The following is a 20,906-nucleotide window of genomic DNA, read 5'->3' on the forward strand; positions in this document are numbered from 1 at the left end:
GGTTCACGGCGTGTCCTGCCTGACCCGGACCATCGCCTCACCCCGACAAATCAAAGGCGCCGGCGAAAAATTCATCGTTCCAACAACGCCCGCGCATCCTGCCCCGCCTCGCAATGCACGAACAACACCGGCACCCCATGCGCCTCCAACACCGCCGCCATCTGCCGCTGTCGCATCAGGTACTGCTCATACACGCCCTTCAGCTGCTCGCAGTCATTGCGCCCGTGCGCGTAATACGTGCACCAGCCTGCCGGATCGAACAGCGCCATCCGCGCCTCGCCCTGCGTATAACGCAGCAACGGTTCCGGCGCGGCATCCAGCCACTCATCCTGGCCCGGCGCCATGATCGCGGTCTCGATCAGCGGCCATAGAACCGCCAGGCCCTGGTTGTCGTACTGCATCGACATCATCGCGGCGAGATCGTTCACGGTGAAATAGCGTGCATGTTCCACGCGTGCACCAAACGCTTTCTGCGCCAGCAGCGCGGTATCGGCGTGGGCCATGCCCTCGGCCAGCAGCACCGTTTCCAGCGCATCGGATACCGCCGCCGTGGTGGCCGCATCCGTGCCGGTCAGCAGGAACGGCAGCACGCGCAGCCCGCCGCCTTTCAGCGTGGCATCGGCCTGGAACGGCAGCGGTACATCGCCATTGGCGTCGGCACCGAAGGCCAGCAGGCGCGGACCCTGGCTGCGGCCGGGTGCGCGCATCTGCAGCTCTTCCAGCCGACGATGGATCGGCCAGCCCGGGCGCAGCACTTCGGCCGGGTCGAAATGCGCCGCGGCGAACACCAGGTCCAGCTCGCTGGCCTGCGGCACCAGCTTGGCCAGGTCGCGGCCGATACGTTCGGCCAGTTCGCCGGACTGGTCGGCGGTCAGTGCGGCCTGCGTGGGCGATTGCCCATCGGCGAGCTCAAGGGCCAGCACGCCGATGGCGTTCATGGCGGGGTCGGTTTTGCTCATGGTTTCACGGTTGGCCCATCACAGGGCGGCAGCTACACTTGGGACCATTATGCCTGCCATGTCGTGCAGGCCATGTTGCAGACACCCTATCCCATGCCAGGTATGTCCATGCCCAACGCCCGACCCGTCGCCATCCTCGGTGGCGTCCGTATTCCGTTCTGCCGCCAGAACACCGCGTACTCGGATGTCGGCAACCTTGGCATGTCGGTACGTACGCTCGGCGCCCTTGTCGAACGGTTCGGCCTGCATGGCCAGCAGCTCGGCGAAGTCGCGATGGGGGCGGTGATCAAGCATTCCAGCGATTGGAACCTCGGCCGTGAAGCCGCCCTGTCCTCGGGGCTGTCCGCGCTGACGCCCGGCATCACCCTGCAGCGTGCCTGCGGCACCTCGCTGGACACGATCATCGCGGTGGCCAACAAGATCGCCCTGGGCCAGATCGAATCCGGCATCGGCGGCGGTTCGGATACCACCTCCGACGTGCCGATCGTCTATGGCAAGAAGCTGCGTGCCCGCCTGCTGGCGGCCAACCGGGCCAAGCGCCCCGGCGACAAGATCCGCGCGCTGACCCGCGGTTTCAAGTTCTCCGAGTTCAAGCCCGAGTTCCCCGGCGTGGCCGAGCCGCGTACCGGCAAGAGCATGGGCGACCACTGCGAAGACATGGCCAAGGAATGGAACATCTCGCGTGATTCGCAGGATGAGTGGGCGGTGTCCTCGCACCGCAAGCTGGCCGCCGCCTACGAGCGTGGCTTCTTCAACGACCTGATCGCCCCGTTCCGCGGCGTGGAGCGCGACAACATCCTGCGCGCCGACACGTCGCTGGAAAAACTGGCCACGCTGAAGCCGGCCTTCGACAAGGTCTCCGGCCGCGGCACGTTGACCGCCGCCAACTCCACCCCGCTGACCGATGGCGCCTCGGCGGTGCTGCTGGCCAGCGAAGAATGGGCGCGTGCGCACGGCCACGAACCGCTGGCCTACCTGCGTGACTCGCAGGTCGCAGCGGTCGATTTCGTGCATGGCGAAGGCCTGTTGATGGCCCCGACCGTGGCCGTCCCCGAAATGCTCAAGCGCAACGGCCTGACCCTGCAGGATTTCGATATCTACGAAATCCATGAAGCGTTCGCCGCGCAGGTGCTGTGCACGCTGCGCGCCTGGGAAAGCGAAGACTACTGCCGCAACCGCCTGGGCCTGGATGCTCCGCTGGGCCGCATCGATCCGGAAAAGATCAACCCGCTGGGTTCGTCGCTGGCCACCGGCCATCCGTTCGCGGCAACCGGTGCGCGGGTGATCGCCACGGCGGCCAAGCAGCTGGCCGAGCGCGGCGGTGGCCGTGCGCTGGTGTCGATCTGCACCGCCGGCGGCATGGGCGTGGTGGCGATCGTCGAACGCTGATGGGCGTGATCCGGTAGCGCCGAGCCATGCTCGGCGTGCCGGGAGCCGCATCCCTCAACGCTTACGGGACGCGCGGGAAACCGTTGTCGTCGCGCGGTTCGCCGGCGTCATACACCGGCGGCACCGGCGCCATCACCTGCTCTTCCACCGTCGCGCGCGGGGCCACCACCACGGCTGGCTCCGGGCGCACCAGCGCGATGCTGCTTTCGCCGCGCTGCTCGCGCAGTGCGTTGGCCAGGCATTGTGCGGCCAGCGTGGTTTCACCGCGGGCGAGCAGCGATGCCCCCAGCGCTTCCCACGCCGATGCACCGGCGCCGGCCGCAATCGCTTCGTGCAGCAGCACTTCGGCCTCTTCATTGCGGCCCTGCGCCAGTGCCACGCGACCCTGTGCCAGCAGCAAGGCGGGCGAGCCATCGTGCACCCGGCGCCAGCGCACCAGGTTGGATTCGCGGGTCGCCAACCGTGAAGCGGGCAGGGCGCCGTAGAGTTCCACCAGCTCATCGCTCCAGCGCTGGTCCAGCGCCTGTTCCAGCGCCAGCAGGGCCGGCTCGTCCCAGTCCAGCGCCACCGCGCGTGCGGCATAGGCGGACACCACGGCAGGGTCGGCGCGCAGTGCCTTCGGCGTGGTCTCCCACTGCGCGGCAAGCGCGTTGACGTCGGCCGCTTCCAGCAGCGCCTGTGCCGCCAGGCGGGCTTCCAGCGTGGTCAGGGCATCGGCCGGCAGCACCTTGCTCTGGCGCAGCGCGCCCAGCTGGCCGTACGCCTCATGCGCACGGCCGGCGCGTGCCAGGGCTTCGCTGCGCAGCCACAGGCCGCGCGGCGGCAGTGGCTGCAGGTTGGCCGCATCCAGGGTGTTGATCGCATCTACCGGCAGGTCGTCGGCAAGCAGCTGTTCGGCGCGCAGCAGCGCCAGGCTGGTGGCATCGGCCGCGCCCAGGCGCTGCAGGTAGGTCTGGCTGGCGCTGTCGTCACCGCGCGCCCGCGCACTGCGCGCCGCGCTGGCCAGCGCCACGCCGGTCACTTCCTCGTCCTGTGCGGCGCCGTCGAACAGCTTTTCGGCACGCTGCCAGTGACCATGTTCATACGCCTGCAGGCCATCCACCAGGCGCGCGCGGCCCTGCTTGCGGCGATAGCGGCCCCACGCGCGGAACGGCGACGCGACCAGGCTCCACAGCAGCCACAGCACCAGCAGCGTCACCAGCACCAGCAGCGCCACCTGTGGCAGGGTGCTGCGGTAATCGGTGCCGCCGTAGCGGAAGATCACTTCGCCATACTGGTTGAGCGTGTTGGCGCCCAGCCACTGCGCGCCGACCACGCCCACAGCGACGGCCAACAGCAGCACGATCAGGGATTGCAAGGGCTTCATAACGGGGTCTCTCCATCGCGCAAAGTACGCAGTTGTTGCAGGGTGCTGCCCAGTTCCGGTGCGCCCAGGCGCAGCGGCGCCGAGCGCAATGAACGCAGTTCAGCACGCTGCCTGCGCAGGCCCGGTGAATCCGGCCACAGCCGGGTCATCCCGTGTTCAATCCGGTCCAGCGCCTGCTGCAGGGCCGTGCTGTCGCCGCGTTCCACCGCAGCGCGGGCGAGGGTCAGCTCCAGCTGCAGCGCGTCGGCAGCGGGCACGCGCTGGGCATCGGTCAGCGGGCCGCTGAGGCGGCTGGGGGTGATCTGCACGAACGGGGCCAATGCGATCTCCCACCATGGTCGTTCCCGTGCGGTGCTGGTCGGCGACGCCGGGGCCTGCAGCGGCAGGGTCTGCAGCGCCTGTGCGAAGGTCGCCAGGCGCAGCCGGGCATCGGCCCGCGGCCCGTTACCGGCAGCATCCAGCAGATTACGTTCCTGCAGCAGCGCCTGGCGCAGGTTCAGCCCGCTGGCGGCGGGCAGGTCTTCCAGCTGGGTGGCGGCAAGCGCATACAGCCTGCGCGCGCCGGCCAGGTCATCGGCGCCATCCAGCCGCTGCGCGGCCTGGGTCAGCAGCAGTTCGGCCTCGTCCGCATGCAGCGCATGGCTGTCCTGGCGGGCGCTTTCGGCGAGCCGCGCCAGGTTCTCTTCAATCAGGGCGCTGCGCTGGCCCAGGCCCAGCACTTCGTCGCGCAGCACCCGGTTGGTGCTGGCCGCGTCCTGCAGGCGGGCGCTGGCCGCGCGCTGGTCGCGACGCAGCGCTTCCACGCTGTCCAGCAGGCCCTGCAGCCGGACCGCGTCGGCCTGCGACTGCAGGCGGGCACGTTCCTGCCATTGCTGCACGGCATGCCATCCCCAGCCGCTGGCGGCGACCAGCAGCAGGACAAGGACCAGCGGGACGATCCAGCGCAGCGACCGCTGCGGCGGGGTAGGTGGGGGAGTTTCAGTCATCAGGACAGCATCCCTGTTGCATGCGCCAGCGGCAAGCAGCGCAGATGGGGGTTCGCGCCGAGCCATGCCCGGCGGCAGCAGATTCGGACATCACCACGCCTGATGGATCCCGCCGAGCGTGGCTCGGCGCTACCGGGTCTGATTCACATCAGCGTGCAGTGCCAGCGCGGCGGTGGCCATCTGGCTGGGAGTGGGTCCGGCGGCCACCCGCACCGGGGCCAGCCCCAACGCCCGTGCCTGCACCGCCAGCCGCTCGCTGGCGACGACCACTGCCATGTCGGCCTGCCAGCGCCTCCGCCACGCTGGCGACAGCTGCGCCCAGACGCGTTCCAGCGCTTCGCCACTGCTGACCGCCAGCACCCACGGCCGTGGTGATCGCGACAACCGCGCCAGCGTCCGCGCCGGCAGCCGCAGTGGCACACGGCGATAAACGTCGGCGCGCAGCAGCCGGGCACCGCGCGCCTGCAGATCGGCGGCAATCAACCCGCGTCCGCCGGGTGCGGTGACCAGGCCTATGGTCATTCCCCGCACATCGGACAGTGCGCGCAACGCCAGCAGGCCCTCGCTGTCCATCCGCGACGGTGCGATGGCATGCGCGATACCCTGCGCACGCAGCGCGCGCAGCGTGCCTTCACCCACCGCCAGCCAAGGCCGTTCGGGAGCATTCAGGAAACCATCGCCGCACGAGGCCGCCGCGGCCACCGCGCCCGGGCTGGTGAAGATCACCGCTGAGGCCTGCAACGCCGCGCACAAGGCGCGAGCCCCTGCGGCATCAGGGCGGCGCTGCAGCCGCCACGGTGACAAGGCGACCATCTGCGCGCCTGAATGGGCCACGGCAGCACGCAGCGCCGCGTGCTGTCCCTTCGGGCGCAGTGACACCAATGTCCAACCACACGGTTTCGCATGTTTATCCATTACCTGCATTATGCGGGCCCGCGTTGTTGCAGGTGTAACCACCGATGTCCGTCGAACCCGTTTCCTCCTCGCTGCTGGTCCTGCAACAGGTGCTCGACAGCATGCCGCCGGTGCGGGCGATGCAATTGCGCCTGGAAAGCTATGCCGATGGCCAGCTGCAGCTGACCGCGCCATTGGCGGTCAACGTCAACGACAAGGGCAACGCCTTCGGTGGCAGCCTGGCCTCGGCCATGACGCTGTCCGGCTGGGCCCTGGTGACCCTGCGCCTGCGGCTGGCCGGCTTCGAAGCGGAGGTGTACGTGGCCGACAGCCAGCTGCGCTACCGCGCGCCGGTGTACGGCGACCTGCATGCACAGGCCCAGATCGACCCGGACAGTGACTGGGACACTTTCCTGTCCACGTTCAAGCAGCGCGGCAAGGCGCGGATCGGCGTGGTCGCGGTACAGCCCGGGACCGATGGCAAGCCGGCCGCTGAACTCAGCGGTCGTTTCGTTGCCTTCGCCAAAGGGTAGGATGGCAGGCTGATGCCTTGGGGAGCAGACCGTTGAAGCACCTGCACATGCGCCGCCTGATCCAGTTGTTGATGCTGTCCAGCCTGCTGGTCGCCTCGTCCATGACGCTGGCCGCCGATTTCAGCCGCAAACAGCGCACGATGCTGGAAGAAACCCAGAACGCCTATGGGTCCACCATCCGCTGGGGCAGCATGGAAGACGCCGTCGGCTATCTCGACCCCGAACGGCGCAAGACCAACCCGCCCACCGAATTCGAGCTCAACCGCTATTCGCAGCTGCGCGTTTCGGCCTACCGCGAACGCAGCACCGCATCCTTGCCGGATGGCACGGTGGAGCGCCGCGTGGAAATCGGCGTGATCAACATCAACACCCAGGCCGAGCGCCTGGTGACGGTGGTGGAACGCTGGCGCTGGGACCCGGAAGGCAAGCGCTGGTGGCAGTTCAACGGCCTGCCGGATCTGTGGCAGGGGCATTGAGGCCCGGCCCGGCCCATCGTCAGCGGACCGGCTGAGGCCGGAAATGGCCGCTGGAATCCCGCGGCCATCGCCTTGTGCGACAATCGGCGCCCGCTTATCGACCCGTGACCTGCGTGAATTACGAAGAGTTGGTGGCCTTTGCAGGCCGAAACCCCATGCTGTCGATTGCCCTGGTGGGCTTGACTGCCGCGATCATCGTCACTGAAATCCGCCGCCTGTTCCGTGGCTACAAATCGCTCAAGCCTGCCGAACTGGTGCAGCTGATGAACGCCGGCGACGCCGTGGTGGTGGACCTGTCCGCCAGCAGCGACTTCGAGAAGGGCCACATCGCAGGCAGCAAGAACGCGCAGGCCAGCCAGTTCGGCCCGGAGCACAAGCTGGTGGCCGCGGCCAGGCAGCGCCCGGTAGTGCTGGTATGCCGTGCCGGCACCGCATCCGAAGTCGCTGCCAAGACGCTGAAGAAAGCCGGTTTCGAGCAGGTTTCCGTGCTCGACGGTGGCTTGCCGGCGTGGCAGCAGGCAGAACTGCCGCTGGTCAAGGGTCGTCATTGACCTGATGGCGCAGGCAGGGGTTGTGCACTGCGTGACCCGCCCCCATCGCTGTTGATGCAACATACCGATCAAACATAACGTTCAACGAATAATCTGGAGCAACAGGAAATGTCCGAAGAAAACACCAACGGCGCCGTCGCGCCGGTCGACGCCGCCAACGGCCCCGCGTTCACCGTCGAAAAGATCTACGTCAAGGACGTTTCCTTCGAATCGCCGAATGCTCCGAGCATCTTCAACGACCAGGTGCAGCCGGAACTGCAGCTCAACCTGAACCAGCAGGTGCAGCGCCTGGGCGAGAACGCTTTCGAAGTCGTGCTGGCCGTCACCCTGACCTGCAAGGCCGAGGACCGCACCGCGTACGTGGCCGAAGTGAAGCAGGCCGGCGTGTTCGGCCTGGTCGGCCTGGACCCGCAGTCGATCGACGTGCTGCTCGGCACCCAGTGCCCGAACATCCTGTTCCCGTACGTGCGTTCGCTGGTCAGCGACCTGATCCAGGCTGGCGGCTTCCCGCCGTTCTTCCTGCAGCCGATCAACTTCGAAGGCCTGTACGCGGAAACCCTGCGCCAGCGCCAGGAGCAGGGTGAAGCGTCTTCGCTCGCCAACTCCGAGCCGGCCGGCAACGCCTGATCGGCGTTCCGACCCCGCGCATGAGCGATAACGCTGACAAAGTAGCCGTACTCGGCGCCGGTTCCTGGGGAACCGCGCTGGCCAGCCTGCTCGCCCGGCATGGTCTTCGGACCGTGCTGTGGGGACGCGACGCGGCGATGGTGGACGCCATCGACCAGCGCCACGAGAACACCCGTTACCTGCCGGGCATCCCCCTGCCGGAGTCGCTGCGTGCGACCACCGACATGGCGCAGGCCGTGGAAGGCGCCGCGTGGATCCTGGTCGTGACGCCGTCGCATGCGTTCAACGAAACGGTGACCGCGCTGGCGCCGCTGCGTCCGGCCGGTGCCGGCGTGGCATGGGCGACCAAGGGCTTTGAACCGGGCTCGGGTCGCTTCCTGCATGAGGTAGCGCGCGGGATCCTCGGCGATGACGTGCCGCTGGCCGTGGTCACCGGGCCGTCGTTCGCCAAGGAAGTCACCCAGGGCCTGCCCACCGCGATCACTGTCCACGGTGACGTGCCCGAGTTCGCCCAGACCGTGGCCGAAGCCATGCATGGTCCGGCATTCCGCGCCTACACCGGCGATGACATGCTGGGAGCCGAACTGGGCGGTGCGATGAAGAACGTGCTGGCCGTGGCCACCGGCGTTGCCGATGGCATGCAGCTGGGCCTGAACGCACGTGCCGGCCTGATCACCCGTGGCCTCAACGAGATGCTGCGGCTGGCCGCGGCGATTGGTGCCAAGCCGGAAACCCTGATGGGCCTGGCCGGGCTGGGCGACCTGGTGCTGACCTGCACCGGCGACCTGTCGCGCAACCGTCGCCTGGGCCTCGCCCTGGGCCGTGGCCAGACGCTGCAGGATGCCATCCGCGAAATCGGACAGGTGGTGGAATCGGTGCAGACTGCTGACGAAGTGATGCGCCAGGCGCGTCGTTACGGCATCGACCTGCCGATCTCCGATGGCGTCCGCGCCGTGCTGCACGGCGAACAGACCCCGTCGGAAGGCCTGCGCACCCTGTTGGCGCGTGAGCAGAAGCCGGAGTATCCGGACACGCTGTTCAAGTGACCCCGAGCAGGGCTCGCCTGACCTGACCTGACGAACCCCGGCCAACGCCGGGGTTTTTCTTTGCCGGTAGTGCCGCGCCATGCACGGCGGCGGCTCGCGGAAAGTTAAAGAGTGGGCGTGACTTTTTAACTTTTCGTCTCAAAAGTTCAAAAGCCCAACCGCGCGATTTCCATACCGGCGCGTCAGGCTCATCAAACCCCAAAAAAAAAGAGCCCGACCAAAGGCCGGGCTCCGTGGGCGTGTGGGAGAGAGGTCACACGCCGTTTCGCACTTACCACCACACCATTCTTTCAACTACGTATTACGCACTAACGACAGGCGTTCTTACCAGGTGAAGCGCGGACCGACGAACCACTCGCGGTCACCGGCCTTGGCCAGCTTCACTTCGCCACTCAGGCCCCAGTTCTGGTTGAACTTGGCGGTGGCGCCGACGCGGCCGTAGAACTCGCCGTCCGGATTGATGCCGTGCTTCTCGCTGAAATCTTCGTAGCCGGCCAGCGCATAGCCTTCGATCATCGGGGTGAACGCAGTGCGCACGCCGACTTCGGTCGAATAGCCGTTGAAGTCCAGGCCGCGCTTCGGATCGAACTTCTGGTACGCGACGCGGGCCACCAGGTCGGTGGTCGGCGCGATGCCGTAGTTGTAGCCGACACCCAGGCGCCACTGATCGACGTCAGCGTTGCTGCGCTCGGTTTCCTGCGCGCTGTAATCACCAAAGATGTGGAAGTTCGGATGCACCGCGACCGAACCCTTGACACCCCAACCGTCGGCATCGCCGCCACGGGCGTCGGTGTTCACGTAACCGCCTTCCACGTAGTTGTAGGACAGGCCATCAGCGGCGGAGGCCGCGAACGGCATGGCAACCACGAGACCCAGGGCCAGCAGGGAAATCTTGTTCATCGGGACACTCACACCTTTCTTGTTTTGGTAGATCGGACGAGCCTGAAAAACCCGTTCGACAGGTGTGAATTATCCGTTTGCCACCGCAATCGCTCCTGAATATTGAACTGACTGGTACATGAACTTGGTCCCCGTTCAGGGAACTAAGGCACTTCCCTTGTGGTGCGAACACACCCGGCGCAGCGGCCTGGTAGCTACTGCGGGCAGCGTCGGCTGGACCACCGCGATGCGCAGGCACTGTTGGACGGCGAGGAAGCGCGAGCGTTGGTCTGGCGCCGCACGGGGGAGGCTGCGCGGCCATTGATGACGCTGCAAATCCCCCATGACGCTGGTTGGAATATTCATGGCCACAACACCGACATCGAAGATGCGTCGCCTGGCTCGTTCAAAACTGGACAGGAGTGGGGAAGCTCTGCGCAAGAGCTTACCGGCGCTTCGGGCTTACCCCTCGAGGTGGCTGGATAGCCGCGATTCGCGAAGCCTTGGGCATGTCGCAGTCCGACCTGGCTCGCCGCCTTGGTGTGGTCCAAAGCTCTGTGGTCAAAATGGAGAAGAGCGAACGCTCCGGAACGGTACGCGTGGAAACTCTGCGGCGAGCCGCTGACGCCCTTGACTGCGAGCTGGTCGTCCTCATGGTCCCTCGCGCCCCCCTGCAAGAGACCGTCGATCGCCAGCGATTGAAGGTGTACAGCGCCACGATCAATCGAGCAGCGGCCCACATGGAGCTCGAGGACCAGGCAGTATCGTCCGACCTGCGCCAGCACCTTCTTCAGCAGGCCGAGGACGAGATCCCAGACAGCGCCCTGTGGGGGATCGGGTCTAGTGGCCAAGCTCCAAGGGTTCGATTTCGAGATCGAAGATGGCCAGACACCGCTGGACCCGGATGAGGCCCAAGGGCTGAAGCTGAAGTGGGTCGCGACTCGCGCCGACCTCAACGATGCTGAGGGTGCAAACATCGTCAGCGGCATGCTCTGGGCGGCACGGGAGATCCGAAAGAAGGAAGTGGTGGTGCCCTGTGAAGCCTTCCTGCGGAAGCTGCACGAGCGACACACGCCGAAGCAAGCGCGCAGACAGGCCTGGCGGAGAAACGCTCCCTAGCCGGTCCTTGTGCCTTGTTCCAGATCCTCGGCGAACCTGCGCATGAGGCGCACCAGGTTGGCAATGTCTTCCGCCGTCCAATCCCGGAGGATTCCCTTTGCCAAGCGCTCACGGGCCTGGTCGATCTGGTCGGTGAGGGCCTTGCCTCCCGCAGACACCACCGCCTGGCGCATCCGCCGGTCTTCGGCGTTGTCATGTCGGACCACCAGTTCCATGCGCTCCAGCTTGGTGACCTGGCGACTGATGGTCGTGTAATCCCTGCCCAGGCGATCCGCCAGTTCAACCACTCCAATCGGGCCCAGGCGCTCAATCAGCACCAGGAGGCGAAAGAGCGCCTGATCCAGGTGCACGCCGGCCTCTGCGATCAAACGCTCGTCATTCCGGGGACGGTTCATGACACTCACGATTGAGATCAAGGATCGATGAAGGTCCTTCAACTGCGTCGATATATGTGTATCTTGCACTTTCTTTTTCGCGGCCATACGCTCTCTCCTGATATGTGCATATTACACTCTATTGGGAGACTGAATGATGGCGGGTACGACTGATGTCCTGATCTGTGGTGCCGGTGCCGCCGGCCTCACGTTGGCGATCGACCTGGCGCGACGTGGCGTGCGCTTTGTCCTCATTGAAAAGCTCCCTTCCCCCTTCCAGGGCTCGCGCGGAAAAGGGATCCAGCCGCGTACCCAGGAGATCTTTGAAGACCTCGGCATCCTGGACCGGGCCATGGGGGCGGGCGGGATCTATCCCACCGTGCGCCGGTACACCGCAGACGGGAGCCATGTGGACCAGGACGTGGTCAGCGCCAGCAACCCCACGCCTGCCGAGCCCTATCACCTGCCGCTGATGGTTCCGCAGTTCAAGACCGAGGCGGTCATGCGCGAGCGCCTGATCGAACTGGGGCATGCCCCGGAGTACGGTGTCGAACTGACGCGTATCGCGGTCGGCAGCAATGGAATGGAAGCCGTGCTTTCCACGCCGAACGGCGAACGCACCCTGCATGCCCGCTACCTGGTGGGAGCCGATGGCGGGCGCAGCTTCGTGCGTCGTGCTTTGGGGATCGGCTTTCCCGGCAAAACCCTGGGTGTGCGCGCAATCGTGGCCGACGTCGTACTGGAGGGGCTGTCGCGCGATAGATGGCATCAGTTCAACGGCGACGCAGGCCCCCTGGCCATCTGCCCGCTCGCAGGCACCACGCTGTTTCAGATCCAGGCGCCCGTTCCGCTGGAGGGGGACATTGATCTCTCTGCGGCCGCGCTCACCGAACGCGTTGCCCGACAGACAGGGCGCGCAGATATCATCGTCCAGTCAGTCGCCTGGTCATCCCTCTACACGATGGGTGCCAGACTTGCTGATCGCTATCGAAATGGCCCGGCGTTCCTGGTTGGCGACGCGGCGCATGTCCATCCTCCCACCGGCGGGCAAGGTCTCAACACCAGCGTGCAGGATGCTTACAACCTGGGCTGGAAGCTCGCCGCGGTGTTGGCCGGCGCACCCGATACGCTGCTGGACACCTACGAAGCCGAACGCCGGCCCCTGGCCGCAGATGTGCTCGGTCTTTCCACCCGCCTGCTCGAGGGATTCAAGAACGGCGACAACCGGCGCCCCCGTGAGGTCCAACAACTGGATATCGGCTATCCGTCTTCGCCACTATCGTGCGCGGGGCGCTGGCCGGCCGGCAAACTGGCGCCCGGCGCCCGCGCGCCCGATGCCCTCGTACAGGGCGCGGCTGGCAGTCCGACGCGTCTGTTCATGCTGTTCAAGGGCACGCATTGGACCCTGTTGGTCAATGGCCCCTCGACCGTTGCACCACGTGCTGGCCTGCACATCCACAGCATCGGGCCCGGCCTGGAGATGCAGGATCACCTGGGCCATTTCGCCCGGTTCTACGGGCTGCCCGAGCAGTCGTCCGCGTTGATCCGACCCGATGGATATCTTGCCGGAACGTTTGCCAAGGATGAGCTCGCCGCGCTTCAGGACCACCTGGACCGATATTGCCACCGCCAAGCAGGCGTGTTTCCTGATCAGTGAGCCCGCTTGGTTTCTTTCACGTCAGCTGATCTATATTCGGCCCCGATACGCCGCATGTCGCGGCCGGGTCGGGAGATTTCCATGACAAGCGTACGACTGCTGGGCGTTGCATTGACTACGGCAGCACTGCTGGCCGTGGCCCCGGCCTGGGCCGACCCGCCGCACCACGCCAAGGGCAAAGGCCCTCCTGCCCATGCCGGTGGGCCGCACAACCGCGATGCGCCGCCGCCCGGCTGGCAGAAGAAGGCGTGGCGGCGGGGTGAGCGCCTGCAATGGGCGGAGGTGGATCGTCGCTATTGGGTCGACGATTACGCGCACTACCGGCTGCGCGATCCCGGACGCGGCGAGCGTTGGGTCCGGCAATCCGACAGCGAGTATCTGCTGGTGGAAATCGCCACTGGCCTGATCATCGACGCCCTGCATCGGTGATCCAACACGGATGAGCAACGAGGCGGCTGGTCGGATCGACGCATCGGTCCGGCCAGCGCCAGGCAGTTCCCTGAAGACACCATCGGCCCGCTCTTTTCGCAAAGGCTGCCTTGGCGGATACCGCGCTGGACCCCGCTCGGAGAACCAAGATGAAACGTCTTGCCACGGGTCTATCCGTCCTGCTTCTGTCCGCTTGCGCGGGATATGCGCCCAGGCCGGTTTCCGCGGACGCCACGATGGTCACCGCGCAGGACGCCGCCGATGTCATCTACTTCGGCGGTGACGTCGTCACGGTGAACGACGCGCAACCCACGGCAGAGGCGGTGGCGATCAAGGACGGCAGGATCCTTGCCGTTGGCCGCCTGCAGGACCTGGTCGCCCGCGCACAGGGCGCTGGCACGCAGTTGATCGACATGGCAGGAACCACGATGCTGCCGGGCTTCGTCGACCCGCACAGTCACTTCCTCAACGGCATGACGATGGAAGACCAGGCCAACGTCACCGCCCCGCCGGTGGGTCCGGCCAGCACCGCCGCCGAGATCGTCGCTGAACTCCAGCGCTTCGCGAAAGCAAAATCCAAGGCGCCCGGTGACCTGGTCATGGGCTATGGGTACGACGAGAACCTGCTTCCCGGCGACCACCCGCTGACCCGCGATGACCTGGATCCGGCGTTCCCGGATACTCCCGTGGTCGTCGTGCACGTGTCCACGCATGGCGCGGTACTCAACTCGGCCGCACTGAAGAAGTTCGGCATCTCGGCCGCCACGCCCACGCCGCCCGGCGGCATCATCGCGCGCAGGCCGGGCACCCGCGAGCCGACCGGGCTGTTGATGGAAACGGCCTGGATATCGCTGCACGAACAGATGCCCGCTGCTTCGCAGGAACAGGCGCCGCGCCAGCTCCGCCATGCGCAGGACCTGTACGCCGCCGCAGGGGTCACCACCGCCCAGGACGGCGCCACGATGGCTGCACAGGTGGAGGTGCTGAAGCGCGCGGCGGAGCGCGGTGAGCTCTTCATCGACATCATCTCCTACCCCTTCATCGGCGAACTGGAGAAGGTCCTGCAGGTGCACCCGGCCACGACGTTCGGTCACTACGACAAGCGCTTCAAGCTGGGCGGTTGCAAGATCATGGCCGACGGTTCACCGCAGGGCAGGACGGCCTATTTCACCACGCCCTACCTGACCGGCGGACCCGGCGGTGAAACAGACTGGAAAGGGGAGCCGACCTTTCCGCAGGACATGCTCGATGGCATGTTCAGGACCTGCTATGACCGGGGCCTTCAGGTCATTGCCCACGCAAACGGCGACGCGGCCATCGACGCGGTCCTCGGGGGGCATGCGGCCGCCACTGCCGGTACCGCCCCCAAGGACCGTCGCACGGTGGTCATCCATTCCCAGTTCGTCCGCCGGGACCAGCTGCAGCAGTACGTGGACCATCAGCTGATTCCCTCGTTCTATACCGAACACACCTTCTTCTTCGGGCAGGCGCACATCAAGAACAGAGGGATCGCGCAGGCATCGTTCATCAGCCCGATGAAGACGGCCATCGCGATGGGACTCAAGCCGACCAACCACACGGATTTCAGCGTCGCGCCGATCGATCAGATGATGGTCGTGTGGTCGGCAGTGAATCGCCAACTACGCAGCGGAGACATGCTGGGGCCCGATGAACGGATCAGTCCCTTGGACGCCATCAAGGCGATCACGATCCATGCCGCCTACGCGTACTTCGAAGAAGCGGAAAAGGGTTCGATCGAACCCGGAAAACTGGCCGACCTGGTGATTCTCGACGGCAACCCGCTCACGGTCGACCCGGGCGCGATCAAGGACATCAAGGTGGTCGAGACCATCAAGGAAGGCAGGACGATCTACCGGGCAGCGTTATGACCGATCGGGGCGTCGCCAGCCCCGAATGCGGGTAACACCTGCAACGCTGCACCCGTACCATGATGCAAAAAAAGGGATCTTGCATGCTCGAGACAGGAAGTGCGCGAAGCAGCCGGGAGTGGGTCACCCGCAAGTTCCCCGATCACGCGCAATGGCCGCGCGTGAAGCGTCTGCTGCATCTTGGCGGGATGGTCTGCGTGCTGCATGGCGTGGCATGGGGGGCTTACTACGGCAGTCATGGCATGCTCGTGCTGGCGTGCGTGTTGAGCGCCCTCACGCTGGTGGGAATCGCATGCTTCATCATCGCCCGCCGGCGCGACCGGCTGCCGATGGTGCTCATCGCGCACGTGCTGCTGGTCATGACCATCTTCGTCAGCCTGGCTGAAACGCCTACCCTGGCAGCGGCACGCTCCACCCATCTGTTCCTGCTGCCGATCGGTGCGGCGACGTTCTTCCTGTTCCGCAGCGAAGGCCTGTACCTGCGCTGGATCCTCCCAACGCTGTGCGTGGTCGCGCTGGCCTGGCTGGCAATCAGCCCGGCCAGCCTGGGTGCCGGCCTGGAGCTGCTGTCCGACACCGTGCGCCGGGTCCGCCATGGCCTCAATACGGTGACGGCGATGGCATTGACCGTCGGGGTGCTGGCGATCTTCCGCGAAGACTTCAGCACGCAGATGGACCAGTATGCCGCGCTGGTGCGTGGCATCGCGCAGCGCGAACTGCGCGGCTACCTGCAGCCGCAGGTAGCGCTCAACGGCCAGGTCGTGGGGGCCGAGCTGTTGCTGCGCTGGGACCGGCCCGGCCACGGGCTGCAGTCGCCCGCCAATTTCATTCCGCTGGCCGAGCAGACCGGGCTGATCCACGAAATCGGGCTGATGGCGCTGCGCCGTGCGTGTGTGCAGTTGGCCGCATGGGCCACGCTGCCCGGCGTCGATACGTGGGTACTTTCGGTCAATGTCAGTCCGCTGCAGCTGGCCTCGGACAGCTTCGTCAACGACGTGCGCGGGATCGTGCGCGGCACCGGGGCGCCGGCCAACCGGCTGCGCCTGGAGATCACCGAATCCGCCCTCGCCCACGACCACGCGCAGATCGCTGCAACGATGAACGCCCTGCGCGAGGACGGTGTTTCCTGGTCGCTGGATGACTTCGGTACCGGCTTCTCCTCGCTGTCGCTGCTGCAGGTGTTGCCGCTGGATGAGCTGAAGATCGACCAGACGTTCGTAAGCGGGATGGGTGGGGACGCCAGCCATCGCGAACTGGTGCGCAAGATCATCGAGATCGCCGCCATCCTGGGGGTGTCCACCGTGGCCGAGGGCGTGGAAACCGAGCAGCAGCGCGCATGGCTGGCCAGCATGGGTTGCAGGGTGTTCCAAGGGTATCTGTTCGGCCGGCCGGTGCCGGCCGATGACTTCCATGCTGCGCATGTGGCGCCGCTCGTGTGAGCGGCGCTACCCGGCTGGGGTTCACAGCATGCCCTTGGTAGCGCGAGTCATGCTCGGCGGGGGCATCGTGACGCGGCAACGAACGGCCGCCGAGCACGGCTCGGCGCTACCGGTATCCCGGATGGCGGGCGCTGGCCGACCACGAGCGCACGCCCAGCATCGCCAAGCCGATGAACACCACGTACAGCGCGGCGGTCACGTGCAGTGACTTGAACAGGTACACGCCGATGTAGATCACGTCGACGAAGATCCACAGCCACCATGCCGCGACATGGCGGCGCGCCTGCCACCACTGCGCGACCAGGCTCAGCGCGGCCAGCAACGCATCCAGCCATGGAATCGCGGCATCGGTCAGCGTGTGCATGGCCGCGCCCAGCGCCAGCCCGAAGGCCACGCCGATGCCGAGATCACGCACTACATGCCGCGCCGGCAGCGGCACGATGCTCACCCGGCCATCGGCCTGCGCGCTGTGCCGCCAGCTCATCCAGCCGTACACCAGGAAGCCACCGAACACGACCTGCAGCAGCGTGTCCGAATACAGGCGCGCCTCGGCGAACACCAGCGCATACAGCGCCACCGAAGCCAGCCCGATCGGCCAGCCGACCAACCGCCGCCGGGTCATCAGCCACACACCGGCGATGCTCAGCGCCGCGGCCGACCATTCCAGCAGTTCGGCGTTCATAGCGCGATGGTGACCGACAGGCGTGCCTGCCGTGGTGCGCCGGCGAACAGGTAGTAATCGCCGGCGCTGCTGCCAGTATCACGCCAGTAGAACGTGTCGAATACGTTGTCCACCGACAGCCGCCACGTCACCGGTTGCTGGCGCAGCGTGTGCTGGTAGCGCAGGCCCAGGTCGACCACGCTGTAGCTGGGCGCGCGCACGCTGCCATCCACCGTGGCGGTGTTGGATGAGGCATAGCGCCAGCCTCCGGTGACGCCCACGCCGGCGACGAACGGCAGCGCGTAGTCCAGGTGCACGGAGGCCCGCGTCTTTGGCACGTTGACCAGCTGGTGACCTTCGTAGGCGGCGGTGGCGGTTTCGCGTGCACGCGCCTGCAAAACACTGGCACTGGCCGTGACCTGCAGCTGTTCGGTGAAGTGCCCGTTGGCGGTCAGCTCCAGCCCGGTGTGGGTCTGCTGGCCTTCCTGCACGAAGGTGTATCCGGCATCGCTGTCATCGGCCCTGGCGTACTGGAAAGGCTGGCTGGTGCGGAAGAGCGCGGCCCCCAGGGTCAGCGCATCGGTGGCGCCGTACTTGATGCCCACTTCCAGCTGGCGCGACAGCACCGGCGGCAGGAACTCGCCGTCGTTGGACGTCCAGAACGGGGCCTCCTGCCCCAGCGAAATGCCGCGCACGTAGCTGACGTAGGTGTTCACCTGGTCGGTCGCGTTCCAGATCAGCGCGGTCTGCGGCAGGAAGCGTGAGATCCGGCTGTGCCGTTCCGGGTTGCCGCGCTTGTCGTAGGCACGTTCGTCCAGCCGCACCATGCGCCCACCGGCCAGCCACTGCCAGTCATCGCCGAAGCGCATGCGGTCCAGCACGAACAGGCCATCCTGGCGGCTGTCCAGCCGACGCACGGAGGCACCGGGCTGCAACGGGGAAGGCGCGAACACCGGTACCTGCGGGTCATGGATGTTGGCCGTGCCGACGTACTCATTGACGTTCTGCCGCTTGTCCACCGTGCGCCGGAAGGTATCGGCGCCGATGCTCAACTGATGGGTGACGCGGCCGGTGTCGACGCTGCCGCGCAGCTCGGCGCGCAGCTCCTGGTTGACCCGGGTGTCGTCCGGGCTGCGGTAATCGTAGATGTCATAGTCGCCGTTGGGCGCGAAGTAGTTGCCCGGCACGCTGCCGTCGGCGCACTGCGCGGCGTAATAGCAGCCGTAGGCGAAAGCCACGTTGTCATCGATCACCGAACGGCTGTGGCTGGCCGACACCCGCGATTGCCAGCGCGGCCCCAGTTCATAGGTATGCAGGGCGGTCAGGTTGGTGCTGGCGATGCCGACCGGCTGCTGCCACGGCTGGTAACCGAGCATCTTCGAGCGGTCCACGCCGCGCGGCAGCTCGGTTGCGCCCAGCAGCTGGAAACCCGATGCCGAGCGCTGTGCGCTGGTCTGGTAGTTGGCATCCACTTCCAGCTTGCCGCGTTCGCCGATCAACCAGTCCGCAGCGAGCGAATAGAAGTTGCGCCGCCCGTCGGCGTGGTCGATGTAGGACGCGCTGTCTTCCCATGCGGCGTTGACGCGCACGCCGAAGCGCGGGGTCAACCAGTGTCCCACGTCCACCGCGGTGTAACGGGTGCCTTCCGAATCGGTACCCAGGGTGACGGTGCGCACTTCGGCGGCGCGCTTGCCGACGTAGTTGATGATGCCGCCCGGCGCCATCACGCCGGCAGCCAGCCCGGCTTCGCCCTTCAGGATTTCCACCTGCTGGATGTTCTCCAGCGCGATGCGTTGCTCGCCGGTGGTGGCCAGGCCATTGAAGCGGTACCCGGTGGCGGTATCCAGCGCAAAGCCGCGGATGGCGATGTTCTGGTAGTAGCCGACCGGCGCGTAGCTGTCGCCCAGCGAGGCATCGTTGGCGGCCACTTCGCTCAGCGTGCGCACCTGGCGGCTGTCCAGCAGGGTGCGGTCCAGCACGTTCACCGAGGCCGGGGTGTCCTTCCAGCTGGCCGCACCGAAGCTGCTCGACGGCGTGGTGGCGGCCGGAGCCTGCTGAGCCTGCACGCGCACGGCAGCCAGTTCGGTCGGTGAGCGATCGGGGACATCGGCAAAGGCATCGGCCGCGTGCAGCGGCAGCACGGCACAGAGGGCAACGGTCAACAGCGTGGGGCGCAGGCAGCGGTTCATTCGATTCGTCATCAACAGGAAGAAAGACGAAGCGACGGCGCGCGCGCAGTGACCCGATGGGTCCATGTGCTTGCAGCTCAAAGCTCCCTACGCCGGTGCAAACCGGATCAGGTTCCAAGGGACTCTCTCAGCCTGGTCAACCCAGGCACCCCCGCTTCAGGCGCTCATTTCACACCAAAACGGCTGAAGAAGCGAATCAGCCGCTCAGGCGGCGCCGCGCAGGGTGGCCAGCAGGCCCTGGCCGGCGGGCGTGCGGAACCAGTCGGCGTGGCCGAGCAGGAAGGTCCGGTAGGCCACGTCGGCGTTGGCGCGGGAGCCGGTGATGGCGTGGAAATACTCGACTTCAGACAGCGCGAAATCCAGGTGCACCACGGGCAGCAGGTCGGCCAGCAGCCGGACCTGGTCGGACGACAGCGCACGCGCATCGCGGTAGCCGACCAGCAGCGCCAGTGCGATGTCACCGCGCACCGCCTGCGCGCCACGGTCCAGTTGCAGCCACGCGATGGCATTGCGCTCGATCGCCGTGGCCAGGTCGTACAACGCGCTGGTGGGCGAGGCCAGCCCGAAATCGAGCACGCTGCTGACCGTGGTGACGCCGCTGCCGGTCTGCCACAGCAGGTTGGACACATGCCAGTCGTTGTGGCCCCACAGGCAAGGCTCGGCGGCCAGCCGCGTGGCGAGCCCCATGTGCCAGGGCAGGATCGCGCGCTGCAGCTCGGCCTGCCACGGCGTGTCGGCCAGGTAAGCGGCCAGCCCGGGACGGTCGGGCAACTGCGCGGTGAGCGCCGCGATCGGGTCCTCGGCGCGGATCAGGTCATCGCGGGCCACCAGCAGGTGCGTGGCCCGCTGCGGCGCGTGGAAGCTTTCCGAAGCGGTATGCAGCAGGGCTAGCATGCGCCCGGCCTGCCAAGCCTGTTCGACGCTGGCCGGTGGCGTCCAGGAGGGCACGTCGCGGTACAGGTCCTGGCCGATGCCTTCGGCGTGCACTTCGAAGGTCCAGACGCCGTGCTCGAGTGCGGTCGCGCCATCCTGATCGGCAATGACCTGCACCACCGGCAGGCCCTGGCCGGCCAGATGGGCGATGAAGCGATGTTCTTCGGACAGCACCGCGGCGCTGCGCACGCTGCAGTGGTGGCGCTTGATGAAGAACCGTCCGTGTGGGCCCTGCACGAGCGCCGCCGCGGAAAACGGCCGCGGGCTGTGCCACAGCAACCGGCAGTCGCCCTGCAGCTCCACGAAACGCTGCTGCAGCCACGCGATCTCGCCGGCGCTGATCGCAGGCCAGTCGGGTGGGACCTCGTCGTTGTCGAGACCTTGGACGTGGTGGGTGGGGCTGTTCATCGGATCGGCATGCACGGGGGCGCGTGGCGCGGGCGGTTGCGCGCCCACGCGGGGCCACCATGGTACGCGGTTCGCCTGGGACGGCTGCGGCCCATTGCCCGC

At 66.7% G+C, this 20,906-nt stretch carries 21 protein-coding genes and 1 riboswitch; of the genes, 12 read left to right on the forward strand and 9 right to left on the reverse strand.

Features of this window, described 5'->3' with window-relative positions; genetic code table 11:
* Positions 1-71: 71 nt before the first annotated feature.
* Complete coding sequence (locus ABE522_RS05510) at positions 72-959, reverse strand: hypothetical protein (RefSeq protein WP_346590859.1); 888 nt, start codon at positions 957-959, stop codon at positions 72-74.
* A gap of 93 nt (positions 960-1,052) precedes the next feature.
* Here ABE522_RS05510 and ABE522_RS05515 point away from each other — a divergent pair, with 93 nt between their 5' ends.
* On the forward strand, positions 1,053-2,348 hold the full coding sequence (locus ABE522_RS05515) for an acetyl-CoA C-acetyltransferase (protein ID WP_346590860.1): 1,296 nt from the start codon (positions 1,053-1,055) through the stop codon (positions 2,346-2,348).
* 61 nt (positions 2,349-2,409) lie between these two features.
* On the opposite strand, the gene ABE522_RS05520 is transcribed toward ABE522_RS05515, so the two are convergent.
* The 3 genes from ABE522_RS05520 to ABE522_RS05530 all read right to left on the reverse strand — a co-directional run bounded on the left by ABE522_RS05520 (position 2,410) and on the right by ABE522_RS05530 (position 5,624).
* A complete protein-coding gene (locus ABE522_RS05520) occupies positions 2,410-3,714 on the reverse strand; it encodes a heme biosynthesis protein HemY (protein ID WP_346590861.1) in 1,305 nt (434 codons plus the stop codon).
* On the reverse strand, positions 3,711-4,700 hold the full coding sequence (locus tag ABE522_RS05525; protein WP_346590862.1) for a uroporphyrinogen-III C-methyltransferase: 990 nt from the start codon (positions 4,698-4,700) through the stop codon (positions 3,711-3,713). The genes ABE522_RS05520 and ABE522_RS05525 overlap by 4 nt, the downstream gene beginning before the upstream one ends.
* 129 nt (positions 4,701-4,829) lie before the next feature.
* Positions 4,830-5,624: a uroporphyrinogen-III synthase gene (locus ABE522_RS05530; RefSeq protein WP_346590863.1), complete on the reverse strand. Its 795-nt coding sequence runs from the start codon at positions 5,622-5,624 to the stop codon at positions 4,830-4,832.
* A gap of 35 nt (positions 5,625-5,659) precedes the next feature.
* Between ABE522_RS05530 and ABE522_RS05535 the strand changes: the two genes are divergently transcribed.
* The 5 genes from ABE522_RS05535 to ABE522_RS05555 all read left to right on the forward strand — a co-directional run bounded on the left by ABE522_RS05535 (position 5,660) and on the right by ABE522_RS05555 (position 8,827).
* Positions 5,660-6,127 (forward strand): YiiD C-terminal domain-containing protein, encoded by a 468-nt coding sequence (locus ABE522_RS05535; protein ID WP_101101586.1) that lies wholly within the window; start codon positions 5,660-5,662, stop codon positions 6,125-6,127.
* 47 nt (positions 6,128-6,174) lie between these two features.
* A complete protein-coding gene (locus tag ABE522_RS05540; RefSeq protein ID WP_319275302.1) occupies positions 6,175-6,603 on the forward strand; it encodes a hypothetical protein in 429 nt (142 codons plus the stop codon).
* Between the two features lie 113 nt (positions 6,604-6,716).
* A complete protein-coding gene (locus tag ABE522_RS05545; RefSeq protein WP_346590864.1) occupies positions 6,717-7,154 on the forward strand; it encodes a rhodanese-like domain-containing protein in 438 nt (145 codons plus the stop codon).
* A 108-nt stretch (positions 7,155-7,262) separates the two neighbouring features.
* The gene (gene secB, locus ABE522_RS05550) at positions 7,263-7,781 is read left to right on the forward strand and encodes a protein-export chaperone SecB (protein WP_042614716.1); all 519 of its coding nucleotides are present in this window, start codon (positions 7,263-7,265) and stop codon (positions 7,779-7,781) included.
* Positions 7,782-7,801: 20 nt separating this feature from the next.
* Positions 7,802-8,827, forward strand: a complete 1,026-nt coding sequence (locus ABE522_RS05555) for an NAD(P)H-dependent glycerol-3-phosphate dehydrogenase (RefSeq protein ID WP_346590865.1) — start codon at positions 7,802-7,804, stop codon at positions 8,825-8,827.
* 324 nt (positions 8,828-9,151) lie between these two features.
* On the opposite strand, the gene ABE522_RS05560 is transcribed toward ABE522_RS05555, so the two are convergent.
* A complete protein-coding gene (locus tag ABE522_RS05560) occupies positions 9,152-9,727 on the reverse strand; it encodes an OmpO family porin (RefSeq protein ID WP_182656519.1) in 576 nt (191 codons plus the stop codon).
* Between the two features lie 401 nt (positions 9,728-10,128).
* Between ABE522_RS05560 and ABE522_RS17495 the strand changes: the two genes are divergently transcribed.
* Positions 10,129-10,614 (forward strand): mobile mystery protein A, encoded by a 486-nt coding sequence (locus ABE522_RS17495; RefSeq protein ID WP_406846311.1) that lies wholly within the window; start codon positions 10,129-10,131, stop codon positions 10,612-10,614.
* Positions 10,550-10,825, forward strand: a complete 276-nt coding sequence (locus ABE522_RS05565; protein ID WP_346590866.1) for a hypothetical protein — start codon at positions 10,550-10,552, stop codon at positions 10,823-10,825. The genes ABE522_RS17495 and ABE522_RS05565 overlap by 65 nt, the downstream gene beginning before the upstream one ends.
* Here ABE522_RS05565 and ABE522_RS05570 read toward each other — a convergent pair.
* Positions 10,822-11,307, reverse strand: coding sequence for a MarR family winged helix-turn-helix transcriptional regulator (locus ABE522_RS05570; RefSeq protein WP_346590867.1), 486 nt, complete (start codon positions 11,305-11,307; stop codon positions 10,822-10,824). The two genes, ABE522_RS05565 and ABE522_RS05570, sit on opposite strands and share 4 nt — an antisense overlap.
* Positions 11,308-11,353: 46 nt before the next feature.
* Here ABE522_RS05570 and ABE522_RS05575 point away from each other — a divergent pair, with 46 nt between their 5' ends.
* From ABE522_RS05575 to ABE522_RS05590, 4 genes are all read left to right on the forward strand, one after another.
* Positions 11,354-12,856 carry an FAD-dependent oxidoreductase gene (locus ABE522_RS05575; RefSeq protein ID WP_346590868.1) on the forward strand — a complete coding sequence of 501 codons (1,503 nt, stop codon included), beginning with the start codon at positions 11,354-11,356 and terminating at the stop codon, positions 12,854-12,856.
* An 81-nt stretch (positions 12,857-12,937) separates the two neighbouring features.
* On the forward strand, positions 12,938-13,285 hold the full coding sequence (locus ABE522_RS05580) for an RcnB family protein (protein ID WP_346590869.1): 348 nt from the start codon (positions 12,938-12,940) through the stop codon (positions 13,283-13,285).
* Positions 13,286-13,521: 236 nt separating this feature from the next.
* Complete coding sequence (locus tag ABE522_RS05585) at positions 13,522-15,174, forward strand: amidohydrolase (RefSeq protein ID WP_346590870.1); 1,653 nt, start codon at positions 13,522-13,524, stop codon at positions 15,172-15,174.
* Positions 15,175-15,257: 83 nt separating this feature from the next.
* On the forward strand, positions 15,258-16,613 hold the full coding sequence (locus ABE522_RS05590; RefSeq protein WP_346590871.1) for a putative bifunctional diguanylate cyclase/phosphodiesterase: 1,356 nt from the start codon (positions 15,258-15,260) through the stop codon (positions 16,611-16,613).
* 106 nt (positions 16,614-16,719) lie between these two features.
* On the opposite strand, the gene pnuC is transcribed toward ABE522_RS05590, so the two are convergent.
* From pnuC to ABE522_RS05605, 3 genes are all read right to left on the reverse strand, one after another.
* A complete protein-coding gene (pnuC, locus tag ABE522_RS05595) occupies positions 16,720-17,295 on the reverse strand; it encodes a nicotinamide riboside transporter PnuC (RefSeq protein WP_346590872.1) in 576 nt (191 codons plus the stop codon).
* Positions 17,292-19,463, reverse strand: coding sequence for a TonB-dependent siderophore receptor (locus tag ABE522_RS05600; protein ID WP_346590873.1), 2,172 nt, complete (start codon positions 19,461-19,463; stop codon positions 17,292-17,294). Before ABE522_RS05600 ends, pnuC begins: the two co-directional genes overlap by 4 nt.
* A gap of 67 nt (positions 19,464-19,530) precedes the next feature.
* Positions 19,531-19,626: riboswitch (TPP riboswitch) on the reverse strand.
* 41 nt (positions 19,627-19,667) lie between these two features.
* Complete coding sequence (locus ABE522_RS05605; protein ID WP_346590874.1) at positions 19,668-20,804, reverse strand: phosphotransferase enzyme family protein; 1,137 nt, start codon at positions 20,802-20,804, stop codon at positions 19,668-19,670.
* Positions 20,805-20,906: the final 102 nt, after the last annotated feature.

Source organism: Stenotrophomonas lacuserhaii, from assembly GCF_039674585.1.
Taxonomy (GTDB): domain Bacteria; phylum Pseudomonadota; class Gammaproteobacteria; order Xanthomonadales; family Xanthomonadaceae; genus Stenotrophomonas; species Stenotrophomonas pennii_A.